This window comes from Paracidovorax anthurii (assembly GCF_003269065.1).
GTDB lineage: Bacteria > Pseudomonadota > Gammaproteobacteria > Burkholderiales > Burkholderiaceae_C > Paracidovorax > Paracidovorax anthurii.
The window spans coordinates 1-17,655 of sequence record NZ_QLTA01000023.1 but is presented as its reverse complement, the minus strand read 5'-3'; the positions used below and the strand labels follow the sequence as shown (position 1 = coordinate 17,655).

Annotated in this window: 16 protein-coding genes; 9 read left to right on the top strand and 7 right to left on the bottom strand. The window is 70.6% G+C overall.

The window, feature by feature from the left end; genetic code table 11:
* Positions 1–14: 14 nt before the first annotated feature.
* Entirely contained in the window at positions 15–641 is a 627-nt protein-coding gene (locus AX018_RS12690) for a c-type cytochrome (RefSeq protein ID WP_111877652.1), read from the bottom strand.
* A 99-nt stretch (positions 642–740) separates the two neighbouring features.
* On the opposite strand from AX018_RS12690, the gene yihA reads away from it, so the two are divergent.
* Positions 741–1,508 (top strand): ribosome biogenesis GTP-binding protein YihA/YsxC, encoded by a 768-nt coding sequence (yihA, locus tag AX018_RS12685; RefSeq protein WP_111877651.1) that lies wholly within the window; start codon positions 741–743, stop codon positions 1,506–1,508.
* 49 nt (positions 1,509–1,557) lie between these two features.
* The gene (locus tag AX018_RS12680) at positions 1,558–2,478 is read left to right on the top strand and encodes an alpha/beta fold hydrolase (RefSeq protein WP_111877650.1); all 921 of its coding nucleotides are present in this window, start codon (positions 1,558–1,560) and stop codon (positions 2,476–2,478) included.
* An 88-nt stretch (positions 2,479–2,566) separates the two neighbouring features.
* On the opposite strand, the gene AX018_RS12675 is transcribed toward AX018_RS12680, so the two are convergent.
* The gene (locus AX018_RS12675; protein ID WP_111877649.1) at positions 2,567–3,442 is read right to left on the bottom strand and encodes a lysophospholipid acyltransferase family protein; all 876 of its coding nucleotides are present in this window, start codon (positions 3,440–3,442) and stop codon (positions 2,567–2,569) included.
* Positions 3,439–4,311, bottom strand: coding sequence for a lysophospholipid acyltransferase family protein (locus AX018_RS12670; RefSeq protein WP_111877648.1), 873 nt, complete (start codon positions 4,309–4,311; stop codon positions 3,439–3,441). Before AX018_RS12670 ends, AX018_RS12675 begins: the two co-directional genes overlap by 4 nt.
* Positions 4,312–4,452: 141 nt before the next feature.
* Between AX018_RS12670 and metK the strand changes: the two genes are divergently transcribed.
* The 3 genes from metK (at position 4,453) to AX018_RS12655 (ending at position 9,234) form a co-directional block, all read left to right on the top strand.
* Complete coding sequence (metK, locus tag AX018_RS12665) at positions 4,453–5,634, top strand: methionine adenosyltransferase (protein WP_111877647.1); 1,182 nt, start codon at positions 4,453–4,455, stop codon at positions 5,632–5,634.
* A 455-nt stretch (positions 5,635–6,089) separates the two neighbouring features.
* Positions 6,090–8,876, top strand: coding sequence for an ankyrin repeat domain-containing protein (locus tag AX018_RS12660; RefSeq protein ID WP_170146244.1), 2,787 nt, complete (start codon positions 6,090–6,092; stop codon positions 8,874–8,876).
* Between the two features lie 172 nt (positions 8,877–9,048).
* On the top strand, positions 9,049–9,234 hold the full coding sequence (locus tag AX018_RS12655) for a DUF1328 family protein (RefSeq protein ID WP_111877645.1): 186 nt from the start codon (positions 9,049–9,051) through the stop codon (positions 9,232–9,234).
* 19 nt (positions 9,235–9,253) lie between these two features.
* Here the strand turns inward: AX018_RS12655 and AX018_RS12650 are convergent, their stop codons facing one another.
* Complete coding sequence (locus AX018_RS12650; protein WP_111877644.1) at positions 9,254–9,973, bottom strand: NUDIX hydrolase; 720 nt, start codon at positions 9,971–9,973, stop codon at positions 9,254–9,256.
* Between the two features lie 154 nt (positions 9,974–10,127).
* Between AX018_RS12650 and AX018_RS12645 the strand changes: the two genes are divergently transcribed.
* The 4 genes from AX018_RS12645 to AX018_RS12630 all read left to right on the top strand — a co-directional run bounded on the left by AX018_RS12645 (position 10,128) and on the right by AX018_RS12630 (position 15,333).
* Complete coding sequence (locus AX018_RS12645) at positions 10,128–10,991, top strand: cysteine hydrolase family protein (RefSeq protein ID WP_111877643.1); 864 nt, start codon at positions 10,128–10,130, stop codon at positions 10,989–10,991.
* A 44-nt stretch (positions 10,992–11,035) separates the two neighbouring features.
* Positions 11,036–12,232, top strand: a complete 1,197-nt coding sequence (gene pncB, locus AX018_RS12640; protein ID WP_111877642.1) for a nicotinate phosphoribosyltransferase — start codon at positions 11,036–11,038, stop codon at positions 12,230–12,232.
* A 146-nt stretch (positions 12,233–12,378) separates the two neighbouring features.
* Complete coding sequence (locus tag AX018_RS12635) at positions 12,379–14,079, top strand: NAD+ synthase (protein ID WP_111877641.1); 1,701 nt, start codon at positions 12,379–12,381, stop codon at positions 14,077–14,079.
* A gap of 207 nt (positions 14,080–14,286) precedes the next feature.
* Positions 14,287–15,333 carry a bifunctional nicotinamide-nucleotide adenylyltransferase/Nudix hydroxylase gene (locus AX018_RS12630; protein WP_111877640.1) on the top strand — a complete coding sequence of 349 codons (1,047 nt, stop codon included), beginning with the start codon at positions 14,287–14,289 and terminating at the stop codon, positions 15,331–15,333.
* Between the two features lie 52 nt (positions 15,334–15,385).
* Here AX018_RS12630 and AX018_RS12625 read toward each other — a convergent pair whose 3' ends face one another.
* The 3 genes from AX018_RS12625 to AX018_RS12615 form a co-directional block, all read right to left on the bottom strand.
* A complete protein-coding gene (locus AX018_RS12625) occupies positions 15,386–16,240 on the bottom strand; it encodes a hypothetical protein (protein WP_111877639.1) in 855 nt (284 codons plus the stop codon).
* Between the two features lie 126 nt (positions 16,241–16,366).
* A complete protein-coding gene (locus AX018_RS12620; RefSeq protein WP_111877638.1) occupies positions 16,367–16,963 on the bottom strand; it encodes a hypothetical protein in 597 nt (198 codons plus the stop codon).
* Between the two features lie 73 nt (positions 16,964–17,036).
* Positions 17,037–17,655: peptidoglycan-binding domain-containing protein (locus tag AX018_RS12615; protein ID WP_146749300.1), on the bottom strand; the 619-nt coding region annotated here is incomplete at its 5' end.

The following is a 17,655-nucleotide window of genomic DNA, read 5'->3' as shown; positions in this document are numbered from 1 at the left end:
ACGTGTTCACGATCTCAGCGCAGGCCGGCGATGTAGTCGGCCACGGCGCGGATCTCGCGGTCGTTGAGCTTGGCGGCCACCTGCGCCATCTGCACGCTGTTGCCGCGCTTGCCCTCGCGGAACTCGCCCAGTTGCTTGACGGTGTAGTCGGCGTGCTGGCCCGACAGGCGCGGGTACTGCGCGGGGATGCCGGCGCCGTTGGGGCTGTGGCAGCCGGCGCAGGCGGCGATGTTGCGGTCGGCGATGCCGCCGCGGTAGATGCGCTCGCCCAGGGCGACGAGGTCCTTGTCCTTCGCGAAGCCGGGCTTGGCCGGCTTGGCCGCCACCCAGTACGCGATGTTGCGCATGTCGTCCTCGGAGAGCGTGGCGGCGATGCCCTTCATGACGGGATCGTTGCGCTTGCCGGACTTGAACTCCTGCAGCTGCTTGACGAGGTATTCGGGGTGCTGCTGCGCGAGCTTGGGGTTGGCGACGATGGTGGAATTGCCGTCGGCCGCGTGGCAGGCCGCGCACACGGCGGTGAAGCTGGCTTCGCCCTTGGCCAGATCCGGCTTGCCCGCCTTCTGCGCCTGGGCGGACGCGGGAACCATGGGAACCGCCAGCACGGCAGCCATGAGCATGGGAGCAAGCAGTTTCTTCATATCGGGGGTCTGTGTTGTAGATGGGGCCTGAAGGGGCCGCAGAGCCGGTCAATCTTACAATGCGGCCCTCTGCGGGTATCCCCCTGCTAACCCCCATTTATGACGACTACATCACATGCGCCAGTTGCTGGCCCGCTCCCGCCCGCACCCGACGCGAAGGCCGCCATGGGGTGGATGCACACGGCCCGCTTCCTCACCACCGCCGCGCAACTGCACCACCTGCCGGCCATCGAGGTGCCCGAGTTCGCGTTCGTGGGCCGCTCCAACGCCGGCAAGTCCACCTGCATCAACACGCTCACGCAGCAAAAGCAGCTCGCCTTCGCCTCCAAGAAGCCGGGCCGCACGCAGCACATCAACCTCTTCTCGCTGGGCCGCCAGGGCGTGACCGACGCCGTGCTGGCCGACCTGCCCGGCTACGGCTACGCGGCCGTCTCGCGCTCGGACAAGCAGCGCTGGCAGCAGGTGATGGTGAACTACCTCGTGAGCCGCGAGAGCCTGACGGGCATCGTGCTGCTGTGCGACCCGCGCCTGGGCCTGACCGAGCTGGACGAGGCCCTGCTGGAGGCCGTGCGCCCGCGCGTCGAGGCCGGCCTGAAATTCCTCGTGCTGCTCACCAAGGCCGACAAGCTCACGCGCGCCGAGCAGGCCAAGGTGCTGTCCATCACGCGACTGCAGGCGGGCGGCGGCGAGGTGAAGATGTTCTCGGCCCTCAAGCGGCAGGGCGTGGACGAGGTGGCGCAGCTGCTGTGGCAATGGTCGCACCCCGTGGATGCCACCGCGCCGGCCGCCGGAGCCGCCGGGACCGCCGAGGGCGCGGCGCAGGACACCGCGCCGCCCGCCCGCTCCGAGGATTCACCCACCGGATGACCGCCCGCGCAGCCGGACTGGCGCGGGCCTCCCGCGAAAGGACCGCTGCATGACGACGGACACCACCGTCCACCCCCTGCCCCACGGCATCACGCTGCACTGCCGCACGCGCGGCGAGCGCGGCCGCCCGGTGCTCGTGTTCCTGCACGGCTTCCCCGAGGGCGCCTTCGTGTGGGACGGGCTGATAGAGCACTTCTCGCGCCCCGAGCACGGCGGCTACCGCTGCGTGGCGCCCTTCCTGCGCGGCTACGCGCCGTCGAGCCAGCCGCAGGCCGTGGAGGCCTACCGTGCCAAACACCTCGTGCAGGACCTCGTAGCGCTCATCGAGGCCGAATGCGGCGCCGGCACGCCCCTGGCCGCGCTCATCGCGCACGACTGGGGCGGCGCCGTGGCCTGGAACCTCGCCAACCAGCGACCCGATCTGCTGGAGCGCCTCGTGATCGTGAACTCGCCCCACCCCGGCGCCTTCCTGCGCGAGCTGCGGGACAGCCCCGGGCAGCAGGCGGCGAGCGAATACATGCACTTCCTCTGCCGGCCCGACGCCGAGGCGCTGCTGGCCGCCGATGGTTATCGCCGGCTCTTCGGCTTCTTCGCGCGGCCGGACGGCACGGCCCCCGGCTGGCTCACGCGCGCGCTGCGCGAGCGCTACCGCGCCACCTGGGATGCGGGCCTGGCCGGCGCCTGCCACTACTACCGCGCCAGCCCCCTGCGCCCGCCGCGCGAGGGCGAGCCCGGCGCGGCGGGCGTGGAGCTGCCCGACGGCATGTTCACCGTCGCGCGGCCCACGCTGGTGATCTGGGGCCTGGACGACCCGGCCCTGCGGCCCGGGCTGCTCGAAGGGCTCGCGCGGTGGGTGCCGGCGCTGCGGCTGCGCGAGGTGCCGGGCGCGTCGCACTGGATCGTGCACGAGCAGCCCGAACTCGTCGCCCGCGAGATCGGCGGCTTTCTTCAAACGCTACCAAATCAATAGCAAACTATCGAGCAAAACCGGCCACATGGCGGCTCCCGGGCTTCCAAAGTGCCCGCGTCCCACCCACTTCCTGCCCGCGCGGGGCGCGTCAGCGGCCGTACAGCGGCGGCTCGCCCGGCGGGCGCGTCTTGAAGCGCTTGTGCACCCAGTAGTACTGGCCGGGCATGGTGTCGATCCACTGCTGCAGCTCGCGGTTCATGCGGGCGGTGTCGGCCTCCACGTCGTCGGTGGGGAAGTTCTCCCAGGCCGGCATCATCTGCGCGCTGTAGCCGCGCGGCGTGATGCGGCCCACCAGCGGCACCACCTTGGCCCGGCCCAGGCGCGCGAAGCGCGCAAGCGAGGTGATGGTGGCGGCCGGCACGCCGTAGAACGGCACGAACACCGAATCGCCCGGGCCGAAGTCCATGTCCGGCAGCAGGTAGAGCAGCCCGCCCTTGCGCAGCCCGCTCAGGATGGGCTTCACGCCGTCGCCGCGGTTGAGCATGCGCACGTTGCCGAAGCGCTGGCGCCCCGCAAACAGCCAGGCGTCGATCTCGGGGTCGGGGTGCGGCGTGAAGATGGACGTGAACGCGCGCCCGGTCTGCAGCGTGAGGGCCGTGCCCGCCGCGTCCATGCCGAGGAAGTGCGGCGCGAGGATGATGGTGGGCGCATCGCCCTCCAGCTCATGGAGCGCGCCGTGGATCTCCAGGCGCTTTTCCACCACCGACTGCGGCGCCATCCAGAGCCAGCTGCGGTCCAGCCAGGTCTGGCAGAAGCGCACGAAGACCTCGCGCGCCCAGGCCCGGCGCTGCGCGGGGCTGGCCTGCGGAAAGCACAACTCCAGGTTGCGCAAGGCCACCTTGCGGCGCGGCCCGGCGAGCAGGTAGATCAGCTGCCCCAGCCCCCAGCCCAGGCCGCGCAGCACGGGCAGCGGCAGGCGTGCCAGCACGCGCATCAGGGCGACGTTGAAACGGCCCGCCGTCATGCGTGCTCTCCGGAAGCTGCCGGCGGCTGGGGCGCGTGCGGCTCGGCGCGGGGCTGCTTGTAGCGGCCATAGCCCCACAGGTACTGGTCGGGCGACTGGCGGATGGTGCGTTCCATGGACTGATTGATCTGCGTGGCGGCGGTTTCGAGGGATTCGGAGAGCGGCTCGGGCAGCGGCTCGAAATGCAGGACGTAGCCGCGGCCGCGCGGCAGGCGCTCGCAGCGCGCCAGGACCACGGTGGCGCCCGTCTGCTGCACGAGGCGCGCGGCCAGCGTCATGGTGTAGGCCGGCCGGCCGAAGAACGGCGCCCACAGGCCCTGCCCCTCGGGCGGCACCTGGTCGGGCAGCAGGCCCACGGCCTCGCCGCGGCGCAGCGCCTTGATCATCTGCCGCACGCCGGTGAGCGCGGTGGGCACGGCGCGGATGCCGGGCCGGTCGCGCGCGGTGCGCATGATCTCGGCCAGCCACGGCTGCCGCGCGGGCCGGTAAAGGATCGTGATGGGCCCGTGCCCGGGGCTCCAGCGCTGCGCGGCGGCCTGCACCGACAGCTCGAAACAGCCGATGTGCGGCGTGAGGAAGACGAGGCCCCGGCCCGCGGCCCAGGCCTGCTCCACGTGCTCGGCGCCCACGATGGCGCAGGGCGGCGCATCGGCGCGCAGCCACAGGCGCGGCAGCTCGGCCACCATGCGCCCGGCATGGGCCACGGCGGCGCGCACGCGCGCGAACGGGTAGCCCGCCAGCGCGGCGTTGGCGTTGAAGCGGCGCCGGTAGGTGGGCGACGCGAGGAACGCGATCCAGCCCAGCACCGCGCCCAGGGCGTGCAGCACGGGCAGCGGGAGACTGGCGAAAAACCGGAACAGTGCAGACATCGGTAGTTAGAATGGCGCGGTCGCTGAGTTAAATGAGCAACTTGCAGGGCGACGTTAAACAACTCTGCTAAAGCGTTCGCCACACGGCTCCCCAGGCTGAGGGCAACGCCCAAATGCCAAAAAGGACAGGAGTTTATTCAAATGGCGAACGACTTTCTCTTCACATCGGAATCGGTGTCCGAGGGCCACCCCGACAAGGTGGCGGACCAGATCTCCGATGCCATCCTCGATGCCATCTTCGCGCAGGACCCCCGCAGCCGCGTGGCCGCCGAGACGCTGACCAACACCGGCCTCGTGGTGCTGGCCGGCGAGATCACCACCAACGCGCACGTGGATTACATCCAGGTGGCGCGCGACACCATCAAGCGCATCGGCTACGACAACACCGACTACGGCATCGATTACAAGGGCTGCGCGGTCCTGGTGGCCTACGACAAGCAATCGAACGACATCGCCCAGGGCGTGGACCACGCGAGCGACGACCACCTGAACACCGGCGCCGGCGACCAGGGCCTGATGTTCGGCTACGCCTGCGACGAGACACCCGAGCTGATGCCCGCGCCCATCTACTACGCGCACCGCCTCGTCGAGCGCCAGGCCCAACTGCGCAAGGACGGCCGCCTGCCCTTCCTGCGCCCCGACGCCAAGAGCCAGGTGACGATGCGCTATGTGGACGGCAAGCCCCACAGCATCGACACCGTGGTGCTCTCCACCCAGCACCACCCCGACCAGTCCGAGACGCCCACGAAGATGAAGGCCAGCTTCACCGAGGCCGTGATCGAGGAGATCATCAAGCCCGTGCTGCCCGCCGAGTGGCTGAAGGAGACGCGCTACCTGATCAACCCCACGGGGCGCTTCGTCATCGGCGGCCCGCAGGGCGACTGCGGGCTCACGGGCCGCAAGATCATCGTGGACACCTACGGCGGCGCCTGCCCGCACGGCGGCGGCGCGTTCAGCGGCAAGGACCCCACGAAGGTGGACCGCTCGGCCGCCTACGCCGCGCGCTACGTGGCCAAGAACATCGTGGCCGCCGGCCTCGCGCGCCAGTGCCAGATCCAGGTGGCCTACGCCATCGGCGTGGCCCGGCCCATGAACGTGACGGTGTACACCGAGGGCACGGGCGTGATCCCCGACGAGCAGATCGCCGCGCTGGTGCAGGAGCACTTCGACCTGCGCCCCAAGGGCATCATCCAGATGCTGGACCTGCTGCGCCCGATCTACGCCAAGACCGCCGCCTACGGCCACTTCGGCCGCGAGGAACCCGAGTTCACCTGGGAACGTACGGACAAGGCTGCCGCGCTGCGCGCAGCGGCCGGGCGGTAAGCCCGGAGCTTGGCCGCAGGCCAAGCCTTGGGCTTTGGGGCGAAGTTCATATCGCGCAGCGATGTGAACGCAGACCACAAGGCTGCCGCGCTGCGCGCAGCGGCCGGGCGATAAGCCCGGCAACCCGCGCCAGCGGGTTCGGCAGCCTTGCGGCGCAGGCCCATTTCGCGCAGCGAAGTGAAGGCCCGCAGGGCCGGGCCGAAGCCACAAAGCCCAAGCGCTGCGTGCAGCGGCCGGGCTGTAGGCCCTGCGCTTTCCTCGCCGATCCGCCGAACCCAAAGCCGCCCCCCTCCGGGGGGTGGCTTTTTTCTGCGCATGCCGTCCTCACGGCACGCGTGGCGCTTCCTGGCGGGAAGGTGCCGCGTGGAACGCCTGCGGCGGCCATGCAATCGCTTCGGGTTCATGCACTGCGCTTGCGACACCGCTCCTATCGTCGCTCGACCCCCGGAGCGCCCATGCAAGTCACCCCCCTTTTCCATCGCCCACCGCGCACGAATACCGCCGCGGAACCCTACCCTTCGCAAAAAGCCGTCCGCTACGATCCGCGGCAGGACGGCACTTCCCTGCGGGCGTTCGAGAAATCGGAGCGGGGCAAACAGCTCGCGACCCAGTACCGGGCCGGCATCGGGCAGCTCAAGACCTTTCTCAAGGAGCACCCCTCCGCCAGTTCGCAGCGGTCCGAAGAGGCGCTGGAAGTGTTCCGCAGCCGGCTGGAGGCGGGTGCCGACGGGCACTACTCCACGCAAATCTCGCGCCTGTACAGCGAAGGCAAGGCATCGCTGGACACGCTGTGCGTGGCCATGGCCGACGAGACAATTCCGCTCTCGACCCGCATGGAAATCATCGAGAACCTCGCCAAGGGCCTGCTGGTCTGCTCCGAAGGCACCACATCCAACCTGATCATGGCCGTCCAGGACCTGAACCTCGCCAAGGGCCTGCACACCCACGCACGCAAGACCTGGGAAAGCATGCTGGAGCAGGCAGTGCGCGATTTCAGCCAGTCCAAGCACGGCAAGGTCGAGCACTATGCAGGCAACGAAATCCACTATGTGAACGGCTACCGCAACTTTCTTGCGGAACAGTTCCATGTGGCCGAACGCGGCGACAGCTTCGTCGATCAGCAGGCCGTCAGCAACCATGCCGAAGAAGCTGCACAGTTCGTGCAGGCCCGCGTGAACCCGGAGCAGCTGGTGCGCCACCTCGCCGAGACCTGCCTGTCGGAAATCCACGAGCATTTCCGAGAGCATCTGGGCCGCCCGCTTACGCTGGAAACCGCATTCCAGCTGCGCACCGAATACGAGAACAACGTGGAGGCCGGGCTGCAGAGCCGGTTCGGCCCGATTCCGGGCATGTTCGTCATTTCCGAGCACGAGCCCACCGACAATGAGGACGCGCCGTATTCCATCGTCGCCAACCCGGCACTGCTCATGCGCACCATCGCGAAAAACATGAAAACGCAGGGGCTGCTGGAAAAGGAGAAGTTCGCCGTCATCAACACCGCATCGACCGAGGAAGGCGACCGGAGGATCAAGCAGATCGCAAGCGGGGACTTCTACGTCAAGGAGATGACCACGGCGGGCGAGGTCGGCTACCGCGACGTGCGGGTCTCCGACCTGCCTGCAGCCGCCGAGTGGTCATCGGCGCTGCTCATGAATGCGCTCACCGTCACGAAGGACCCCAAAGAGCTGCGCAGCCTCGACCCCGAACGGGTCTGGGCCCTGGTCCGCTCGTCGGCAGACCAGGGCGGCACATCGTGGCAGGCCACCCTGATGCACCCTGCACTCCAGCGTTACCGGGCCGCCTCCCCGGAGATCGAATCATTCCTGGTGAACAAAGCCGTGGAAGAGGTCGACAAAATGCCCGAAGCCGAGCGGCCCGAGGCCGTGGCCAAGAGCCTCATGGCTGGCGATACCGCCACCGCCAGTTGGCTGACCACACTGCCCATGCCGCCGTCCTGGGCGGACGCCAACAAGAACACCCTGCTGCACCACGCAGTCGCCGCGGGGGCCGGTTCCCTCGTTTCGATGCTCATGACACCGGCTCTGCTCGAGGCCGCCAACGCCCGGGGCGATACCCCGCTCCTGCACGCCGCACGCTACGGCCGGACCACGACGGTGCACCAGCTTCTGCAGGCCAAGGCCGACATCGGCAAGCCCAACCAGAAGGGCGAGACCGCGCTCTACCTCGCCGTGCAGGCAGGCGATGCGGCCTCGGTGGGCGTGCTGGTGAAAGCCAGCCTGCAAAACGCCAAGGGCCACCGCATGCTGGATGCGGCCTCTCGGACCGGCCGCACGCCCTTGATGGCCGCCGCGGCTTCCGGCCAGACCGCCATCGTGAAGATGCTGCACAGCGCGGGCGCCAAAGTGGATGCCTTCAGCAGCGACGGCACCACGGCCCTGCACGAGGCCGCGCGCCACGGCCGCATGGATTGCGCCCGGATGCTGCTGGATGCCCGCGCCAATCCCAACGCCTACACGGGGATCCTCAACGGTGGCGTCACGCCGCTCATGGAGGCGCTCGATCGTGGCCACTACGAGATGGCCGCTTTGCTCGCACCGAAGAGCAATCTCTCCCAGCCCGATTGGGACGGGCACGGCGCACTGGGGCGCGCGGTGAACCAGAAGAACATGCGCGCCGCCAAGTTCCTGATCGACGCCGGGGCCAAGGTGAAAGGCTCTCTGCTAGGCGCCGATCCGCTGAGAACGGCGGCGATCAAGGGCCAGCCGGAGATGGTGGCCCTGCTGCTCCAATCCGGCGGAAAGCCGGACGTGGGGGACGTCATCGCCGCGGCCAGCCATGGCTGCACGGCCGCCCTCGAACTGCTGCTGGACGCAGATCACTGGGAATACCTGGCCGGCATCCGCCAGAAGCCGTTCCAGGAGGCGGTAGGCAATGGCCATATCGAGACTGTCGAGGCCCTGCTGCGCAGGAACGCCCCGAAAGATTTGCGATGGGAGCCCACCGAGGACAACCACATAAGCCCCGTCATGCGGGCGGCAGCCAACGGTCACGCCGACATGGTCAAACTGCTGCTGCGCCACAAGATTTGCGGCGTGGAGCATCGCGCTTTCAACGGCGACACGGCACTGGTGATGGCCGCCGCGAACGGGCACGCTGGCGTGGTGAGATTGCTGCTGGAGGCCGGTGCCAGGGACGGAATCGCCCAGGCCGTGAAGGCAGCGCGGTCGAAAGGCCATGAGGAGGTGCTGCAGCTGTTCAAGCCCTCTGCGGGAGGCCGATAGCGTTGCCCGGCAGACGGACGCCTCGCCGGGCGCCGACACCACGCCGCCACGCTGCGGCACCTCGCCCCGCACACCTTTCTCCTACAGGCGGAGCCATTGCCTGCTGACGGCGGCGGCAAGGCGGTACCGGGAAGATGCACCCATTCCCCACCCCATCCACCGGAGCCCCGCCATGCTGAAGTACGCCATCCTCTTCGCCATCATCTCCCTCATCGCCGGGGCGCTCGGCTTCACCGGCGTGGCCGCGGGCGCGGCGGGCATCGCCAAGATCCTGTTCTTCCTGTTCCTGGTGGTCGCCGTGGTCTTCGTGGTGCTGGCGGCCATCGGCGTGGGGGCGGCGCGGCGCGCGTTGAAGTGAAGCGCCCCCCCGCGGGGCTTCAGAGCCCGCGCTGCGACAGCGACAGCGCGTAGCGGCTGCGCAGTTCGTCGCGCAGCCTGTAGAGTTGCGCGGGCCGGTGCGCGCCGCCGCGCACGGCGCCCGGCACGGGTTCGAGCATGTCCATCTCTTCGACCTTGCGGCGAAAGCTCACCTTGTTGAGCGGCTCGCCCAGCAGGGCCTCGTACACGGCCTGCAACTGCGGCAGCGTGAAGGTTTCGCCGCACAGGTACACCGGCAGCGACGAATACTGGCTCTTGCTGCGCACGCGCGCGACGGCGGCGCGCACGATGGCGGCGTGGTCGAAGGCCAGGTCGGGCAGCGCGCCCTCCTCCACGCCCGCCCAGCGCACGCCCGGGCGCGGCGCGGCGCCTTCAAGGCCGCCTTCCGGGCCGCCATCCGCCCAGCCGGGCGGCACGAGCGCGCAGTACGCCACCGCGACGGACCAGCCGCGCGGGTCGCGCCCGGCGCCGGAGAACGTCGCGAGCTGCTCCAGGTACGGGCCGCGCACGCCCGCCTTCTCGCGCAGCACCCGCAGGGCGCTGGCGTGCGCGTCGGCGTCCTCCTGCGCATGCACGTAGCCGCCGGGCAGCGCCCAGGCGCCCTGGAAGGGCGCGCGCTCGCGGCGGGCCAGCAGCACCTGCAGCGCGCCGTCGCGCAGGGTGAGCAGCACCACGTCCACGGTGCAGATGACAGCGGGGGCCGGCGCGGCGGAGGGCATGGAAGGCAAGGGGGACGTATGGCGGGGCAAGGCGATGCGGGCGAGCGTATCACCGGGCCTGCGTGGCCCTTCCCGGCACTTAGTTGCAAAATTAAACTAACAGCCTACAATGGGCGCCACACACCCTTTCCCTCTTTCCGCTCCGGAGCCTTGCATGACCTCCCCCGCCCCCCTCCACCTGCTCGCGATCGATCCACAGAACGACTTCTGCGACCTGCCCGAGGCCTGGTGCCCCGCCGACCCGCTCACCGGCCGCCGCCTCGCGCCCGCGCTGCCCGTGGCGGGCGCGCATGCCGACCTGCGGCGGCTGGCCGGCTTCATCCGCCGCGCGGGCGATCGCATCGGCGCCGTGACGGTCACGCTCGATTCGCACCAGCGCCACGACGTGGCGCACCCGCCGTTCTGGCAGGCGCGCGGCGGCGCGGCCGTGCCGCCCTTCACGCCCATCACCGCCGCCCAGGTGCGGGCGGGCGATTTCGCGCCGCGCGATGCCACCGCCCTGCCGCGCGTGCTGGACTACCTCGATGCGCTGGAGGCCCGGGGCCGCTACACGCTCATGGTCTGGCCCGTGCACTGCGAGATCGGCGGCTGGGGCCACGGGGTGCATGCCGACGTGCTGGCGGCCTGCGCCGAATGGCAGGCGGCGCGCGGCCAGGCCGTGCACGCCGTGTTCAAGGGCATGAACCCCTGGACCGAGCACTACAGCGCCATCCAGGCCGAAGTGCCCGACCCGCAGGACCCGGCCACCGCGCTCAACCGGCCGCTGCTAGAGCGCCTGGCCGCCGCGGAGCGGCTGGTGATCGCGGGCGAGGCCAGCAGCCACTGCGTGCGCGCCACCACCGAGCACATCGTGGAGCACCTGCCCCGGCTGTGCCCGGGCTGGACGCCCGCGCGGGTGGTGCTGCTGACCGACTGCATGAGCCCCGTGGCCGGCTTCGAGGCACAGCACGGCGCCTTCCTCGATGCGATGCGCGCACAGGGCGTGCAACTGGCGGCTTCGAGCGAAATCGCCGTCTAGTCGCCGCGAATACTGGGCATTCAGCTATCAATCAAGGAGCAAGCATGGTTCCCGTCATCCAGAGCCTGCTGGACACCGACCTCTACAAGTTCACGATGTGGCAGGCGCTGCTGCACCGCCACCCGCAGACACAGGCCGAATACCGCTTCGTGTGCCGCAACGCGCCGGCCTTCCCCCTCGCGGACCTGCTGCCGGCCGTGAATGCCGAGCTGGACGCGCTCTGCGCGCTGCGCTTCGCGCCGGCCGAGCTGGAGTACCTGGGCGGGCTGCGCTACCTCCAGAGCGACTTCATCGACTTCCTGCGCATCTTCCAGTTCCAGCGCGCCTTCATCGAGGCGCGGGCCGAGGGGCCCCACCTGTCGATCGTGGCGCGCGGGCCGCAGGTGCATGTGATGGGCTTCGAGATCTTCGTGCTGGCCATCGTCAACGAGCTGTACTTCCGCCGCCTGGGAGGCGCCGACGCGGCGCTGGACGAAGGCCGCCGCCGGCTCGCCGCCAAGATCGCGCGCGTGCGGCAGCTCGCCGGCGAGGCGCCGCGCGCGCACCCGTTCGAGATGTTCGACTTCGGCCTGCGCCGGCGCTACAGCGGCGCGTGGCAGCGCGAGGTGGTGCAGGCCTTCGCCGCCGGGGCGCCGCAGTGGTTCAAGGGCACCTCGAACGTGCTGCTGGCGCGCGACCTGGGCCTCGTGCCCATCGGCACCATGGCGCACGAGTACCTGCAGAGCTACCAGGCCCTGGGCGTGCGGCTGCGCGACTTCCAGAAGGCGGCGCTGGAGGACTGGGTGCAGGAATACCGGGGCGACCTGGGCATCGCGCTCACCGACACCGTGGGCATGGACGCCTTCCTCGCGGATTTCGACCTCTATTTCGCCAAGCTCTTCGACGGGCTGCGGCACGACTCGGGCGACCCCGTCGCCTGGGGCGAGAAGGCGCTCGCGCACTATGCGCGGCTGCGCATCGACGCGCACGGCAAGCGGCTGGTGTTCTCCGACGGGCTCGACGTGGACCGCGCGCTGGCCCTCCACCGCCACTTCGGCGACCGCGTGCAACTGGGCTTCGGCATCGGCACGCAGCTCAGCAACGACCTGGGCCCGGCCCCGCTCAACATCGTCATGAAGATCACGCGCGCCAACGGCCAGCCGGTGGCCAAGCTGTCCGACAGCCCGGGCAAGACGCTGTGCGACGATGCGACCTACTTGGCCTATCTGCGGCAGGTCTTCGGCCTGCCCGCCGGCACCTGATACGGTTTAGCAATCAAAAAGATAACTGCGTTGCTTCGCCTTGGCCTGTGCTACAGCACTGTCTGCGGCTTCGCGCCTTGTTCTCTCTTTGATTGCAAACCCGTATGACCCCCTTCCGCTCCGCATCCCCCCGCCAAGGAACCGACATGCTCCGAATCACCCTCGCCCAGCTCAACCCCACCGTGGGCGACATCGAAGGCAACGCGCAGCGCATGGTGGATGCCGCGCGCCAGGCGGCGCGGGCCGATGCCGACCTCGTGGTGTTCACCGAACTCGCCCTGTGCGGCTACTACCCCGGCGACCTGCTGGAAGAGCCCGGCTTCCTGGCGCGCGTGGAGGCCGGCATCGCCGCACTGCAGGCCGCCTCGCGCGAGACGCCGCGCCTGCACTGGGTGGTGGGCGCGCCCACGCGCGCGCAGGGCCCCGGCAAGCGGCTGCACAACAGCCTGCTCGTGCTGCACCAGGGCGCCGTGCGGCTCACCTATTCCAAGCAGCTGCTGCCCACCTACAACATCTTCGACGAGCGCCGCCACTTCGAGCCCGGCCCCGACGTGGCCCGCGTGCTGCGCATCGGCGGCACGCAGATCGGCTTCCTGGTGTGCGAGGACGGCTGGAACGACGCCCTGGCCGACTACGCCACCAACCCCTTCCAGCGCCTGGCCGACGCCGCGCCCGATCTGGTGGTGAGCATCAACGCCAGCCCCAGCCACATCGGCAAACGGGAGGAGCGCCACCGGATCTTCGGCGACGCGGCGCGGCGCCACGGGCTGCCCCTGCTGTACGTGAACCAGGTGGGCGGGCAGGACCAGATCGTCTACGACGGCGCCTCGTTCGCGGTGGAGCCCGAAGCCGGCGTGGTCTTCGAGGCGCCGCGCTTCGCGCAGGACGTGCGCACGCTGCGCTTCACGGACGGCCGCTTCCTCGCGGAGGACGGCGGCGCGCCGGCGCCGGTGCCCGCCGAGGGCCTGCCCACGATGGAGTTCTACCGCCAGCAGATCGTGCTGGGCCTGCGCGACTACGCGCGGCGCTGCGGCTTCGCGCGGGCGGTGGTGGGCAGCTCGGGCGGCATCGACAGCGCGCTCACCCTCGCGCTCGCCGTGGAGGCGCTGGGGCCGGAGAACGTGGCGGCCATCACCATGCCCTCGCGCTTCTCGTCCAGCGGCTCGGTGGACGACTCGGCGCGGCTGTGCGCCCACCTCGGCATCGCGCTGCACACCCACCCCATCGCGGACCTGGTGGCGGGCTACGCCGCGCAGTTCGAGGCCAGCTTCGGCCAGCCGCTCGCGGGCCTGCCGCTGGAGAACCTGCAGGCGCGCATCCGCGGCACCATCCTCATGGAATATTCGAACGCCTTCGGCCACCTGCTGCTGACCACCGGCAACAAGTCGGAGATCTCGGTGGGCTACTGCACGCTCTACGGCGACACCAACGGCGGCCTGGGCCTGCTGGGCGACCTCTACAAGACCGAGGTGTTCGCGCTGGCGCGCCACGTGAACGCGCACGCGGGCCGCGAGCGGATCCCGCAGGCCATCATCGACAAGGAGCCCTCGGCCGAGCTCGCGCCCGGGCAGCGCGACGTGGACAGCCTGCCGCCCTACCCCGTGCTCGACGAGGTGCTCAAGCTCCTCATCGAGGGCGAAGGCCTCTCGCGCGCCGAGTACGAGGCCGCGCTGGCGTTCTCGGCCCGGCTGCAGCAGGACGAGGCCGGCCGCGCGCTGGTGCAGCGCGTGCGCGGCATGGTCGCGCGCAACGAGTACAAGCGCCGCCAGGCCCCGCCCATCCTGCGCGTGCGCGCCAAGGCCTTCGGCAACGGACGGCAAATGCCCATCGCGGCGCAGTACGTGTGAGGCTTTCCCGCCCACCGCCATCGCTACCAAATTAATAGCAAACAATATAGAAAATACGGCGACATGGAGCCCTCAGGGCCTGGAAACAGGCCCCGGAGGGCCTCCCGCCCCTTTCCGGCCGGGAACCCGGCGCCGGCAAGGCGGCTACATTTCCCGCAATCCCGCCCCCGGGTCCCGCGCCGCGCGCGCAGGCCCCGCATCCACGCCATGTACGACACCGCCATCCTCATCGGGCGCTTCGAGCCCGTCCACCACGGCCACCTGGCCCTGCTGCGCCGCGCGCTGGACAGCGCGCGCCACGCCATCGTCATCGCGGGCTCGGCCTGGCAGGCCCGCTCGCCCAAGAACCCCTTCACCTGGCAGGAGCGCGAGGCCATGCTGCGCAACGCCCTGCCCGAGGCCGACCGCGCGCGCCTCACCGTGCTGCCGGTGCGCGACCATTACAACGAACTCGCCTGGGTGGCCGCCGTGCTGGGCGCCGTGTCGCGCCACACCGCGCCCGATGCGCGCATCGGCCTCGTGGGCCACTTCAAGGACGCCACCAGCAGCTACCTGCGCCGCTTCCCCGGCTGGGACCTGATCGCCGTGGAGCGCCAGGGCAGCATCGACGCCACCGCCATCCGCGACGCCTACTTCGCCGCCACGCCGGACACGCTGCTCACCGCCCTGGGTCCGGTCGCCGGGCAGGTGCCGGACAGCACGCTCGACTTCCTGCACGCCTTCGCGCAGGGCCCGCACTACGCGGCGCTGCAGGAGGAATGGCGCATGCTGCGCGGCTACCGCGAGGCCTGGGCCCAGGCCCCCTACCCGCCCGTGTTCGTCACCGTGGACGCCGTGCTGCGCTGCCAGGACCACGTGCTGCTCATCCGCCGCGCCCACGCGCCCGGCAAGGGCCAGCTGGCCGCGCCCGGCGGCTTCATCGAGCAGCGCGAGACCGTGTGGCAATCGTGCCTGCGCGAGCTGGCCGAAGAGACCCACTGCGAACTGCCCGAGGCCCGCATGCGCGCCGCCCTGCGCGAGGTGGCCGTCTTCGACCACCCCGACCGCAGCCAGCGCGGCCGCACCATCACGCACGCGCACTACTTCGACCTGGGCGAAGCCCCCTTCCCCGACGTGCGCGCCGACGACGACGCGGCGCACGTGGAGTGGCTCCCGATCGCCGCGCTGGCCACGCTGGAGGAGGCCTTCTTCGAGGACCACTTCCACATGCTGGACCACTTCCTCGGGCTCACGCGGGAAGGCGCGGGGGGCTGAGCCGGCACCCGCTCAGTGCCCGCCCAATGCCCGCTCTGGCGGGCCGTTTCTCTCACCGCCCGTTGATGCGGTAGCGCTGGTGCGTGAAGAACGTGTTGCGCCCCAGCGACCGGAACGGCAGGTACTCGGACGAGGGCGCGCCGCGGCCCTCGGTGCGCCAGCCGAAGAGGCCCGTGGGGCTGGGGTCGGCCGGCAGGGGTTCGGTGGCGGCGGTCAACGCGGCCTCGTAGAACGCCGCGTACTTGGGGTACCACTGGGTGTTGGTGGCGTCGTTGACGATGGCCATGCGGGCCTCGATCATCTTCTGCTTCGCGCCGGTGATGTTCGGGTAGGTGTCGAAGCCCGCGAACTGCACCTTGCCGCTGTCGCTCGCCGTAACGATGCCGCGGATGTCGCGCGCGCCCGCGGCCATGAATTCCTTGGTGTTGCCGGAGTTGAGCCGGTTGACGATCACGCGGCGCATCATGCGCATGATCTCCAGGGCCTCCTCGGCCCCGTTGATGCCGGAGGCCCGCCACTCCTGCGGCGCGGGCACCTCCACGAGGAAGAGGCGCACGAGCAGGCCCTCGTCCGTGTTGGCCTCGGGCAGCACCGTCTTGCGCTTCACGGTCACGCTCACCAGCGCCGGCGTGATGGTCAGCGCCGGCCCGCCCGCACCGCCGCCCACCTGCACGGCCAGCTTGGCATTGCCCGCCTTCCCCGCGGTGATGGTGAAGGCCCACGAATCCACACGCGTGTTGTGCTGGGTGCCGGTGACCTCCAGCACGTTCGGGAAGTCGCTCACGGCCACGAGCGTGTAGCGCTTGTCGATGGCTTCGAGCTTCACGCGCAGCACATTGCCCTCCACGAGGGTGACCGATGCGGGCAGGGGAGCGTCGTAGATGTATTTCAGCAGGGCGTTGGGCATGGCGAGAGAAGGTTGCTTGGCAGGTGACGGATGCGGCAGGCCGCGGAAAACCCCGCGCCGGCGGCCCGGGCGCCGGGGCTGGGCGCGGCCAGGAAGCGGTGGGGTGGAGGCGATCGCGCGGCCGCCTCAGGGCGAGCGCGGCGGCGGCCGGAAGGCCGGCACCCGGACCACGGTGCCCACGCGGCGGCACTGCGCGCGCAGGCGATCGACCCAGGCGCGGCTCACGAGCGTCGTGCTGGAGCCCACGTCCGCGTCGGTCGGCACCACGTCCTTGCGCAGATCCACGCTGCTGCCGGACGACGCCAGCGCCTGGCCCTCGGCCACGGGGTCTTCCACGGGCTGGTAGCGCTGCCCGGGCCGCACGAGGTTGACCAGGTAGATGCGCTGGCCTTCGTTCCAGACCATCGACAGCACGCTCGTGCCGTCTTCCGCGGTCTCGGGCGGCGACAGCCGCTGCTGCACGAAGCAGAAGGTGTTCGCGCGGCGCGCCTGGCCCAGCTCCGCCAGGAAGGCGCGCAGCATGGGCGGGTCGGGCAGCCGGGCCGCCTCCGGCCGGGAGAACGCGGGGTCCGCGGCGCGGGCGCTGCTTTCCTGCGGATGGGACGCAGCGTGCGCGGCGTGGGCGGTGTGCGCGGCGGGCTGGGCCACGGCCGCGCAGGGCACGGCCAGGGCCCCGGCCAGCACCAAGGCGGCGCCGGCAAGGCGCGGGACGGCATATCGCATGTTGGGGGGTTCCTCCGGGCGCGGAGTGTAGCGCCGGGCCGGGGGCCGAGGGGCCTGGGCCCGGGCCGTCGGCTCAGCGCGAGAGCGCGTCCGCCGTGGCCGTGTCCAGCCGCCCCGTCACCGGCAGACCCTTGTCCTTCTGGTACGTGCGCAACGCGTTCGCCGTCTTCGGGCCCGCCGAGCCATCGGGCGTTCCCACGTCGTAGCCCAGCGCGTTCAGCCGCGCCTGCGCCTCGCGCACCGACATCGCCGTGCCCGCCTTCGTCTGCGACGGCGCCGCGCCGCCATCCACCCCCAGCCGGCCCCCGCCGCCCAGCCCCTGGCCCTGCACGCTCTGCGCCTTGTAGTTGCGCAGCGCCATCACCATCTGGTTGTACGCGTCCATGAACGCCGCCGTCAGCACCTTGCCCTGCGACGTGTTCTGGTAGCCGCCCAGCGTGCCCCCCGCCGAGCCCCCGAACAGCCCCGCGAAGCCCGCGAAATCGCTCTTGGAGGCACTGCCCTCCGACACCGACACCTGCACCCCCGAGCGGTTGTCCACCAGCGTCAGCATCGCGCTCGCCTCCCGCGTCTTCAGCGCCCCGCCCAGCGCGCCGATCGCGCGGCCGCTGCCCCCGCCGATGATCCCGCCCAGCGCACCGCCGATGCCCCCCGCGTCGCTGTTGGAAAAAATGATCTCCGGCGTCATGCCG

What these genes read in the sequence shown, in the direction of transcription:
- AX018_RS12690 (WP_111877652.1), bottom strand. Translation starts at nt 641, where the DNA reads ATGAAGAAACTGCTTGCTCCCATGCTCATGGCTGCCGTGCTGGCGGTT.
- yihA (WP_111877651.1), top strand. Translation starts at nt 741, where the DNA reads ATGACGACTACATCACATGCGCCAGTTGCTGGCCCGCTCCCGCCCGCA.
- AX018_RS12680 (WP_111877650.1), top strand. Translation starts at nt 1,558, where the DNA reads ATGACGACGGACACCACCGTCCACCCCCTGCCCCACGGCATCACGCTG.
- AX018_RS12675 (WP_111877649.1), bottom strand. Translation starts at nt 3,442, where the DNA reads ATGACGGCGGGCCGTTTCAACGTCGCCCTGATGCGCGTGCTGGCACGC.
- AX018_RS12670 (WP_111877648.1), bottom strand. Translation starts at nt 4,311, where the DNA reads ATGTCTGCACTGTTCCGGTTTTTCGCCAGTCTCCCGCTGCCCGTGCTG.
- metK (WP_111877647.1), top strand. Translation starts at nt 4,453, where the DNA reads ATGGCGAACGACTTTCTCTTCACATCGGAATCGGTGTCCGAGGGCCAC.
- AX018_RS12660 (WP_170146244.1), top strand. Translation starts at nt 6,090, where the DNA reads ATGCAAGTCACCCCCCTTTTCCATCGCCCACCGCGCACGAATACCGCC.
- AX018_RS12655 (WP_111877645.1), top strand. Translation starts at nt 9,049, where the DNA reads ATGCTGAAGTACGCCATCCTCTTCGCCATCATCTCCCTCATCGCCGGG.
- AX018_RS12650 (WP_111877644.1), bottom strand. Translation starts at nt 9,973, where the DNA reads ATGCCCTCCGCCGCGCCGGCCCCCGCTGTCATCTGCACCGTGGACGTG.
- AX018_RS12645 (WP_111877643.1), top strand. Translation starts at nt 10,128, where the DNA reads ATGACCTCCCCCGCCCCCCTCCACCTGCTCGCGATCGATCCACAGAAC.
- pncB (WP_111877642.1), top strand. Translation starts at nt 11,036, where the DNA reads ATGGTTCCCGTCATCCAGAGCCTGCTGGACACCGACCTCTACAAGTTC.
- AX018_RS12635 (WP_111877641.1), top strand. Translation starts at nt 12,379, where the DNA reads ATGCTCCGAATCACCCTCGCCCAGCTCAACCCCACCGTGGGCGACATC.
- AX018_RS12630 (WP_111877640.1), top strand. Translation starts at nt 14,287, where the DNA reads ATGTACGACACCGCCATCCTCATCGGGCGCTTCGAGCCCGTCCACCAC.
- AX018_RS12625 (WP_111877639.1), bottom strand. Translation starts at nt 16,240, where the DNA reads ATGCCCAACGCCCTGCTGAAATACATCTACGACGCTCCCCTGCCCGCA.
- AX018_RS12620 (WP_111877638.1), bottom strand. Translation starts at nt 16,963, where the DNA reads ATGCGATATGCCGTCCCGCGCCTTGCCGGCGCCGCCTTGGTGCTGGCC.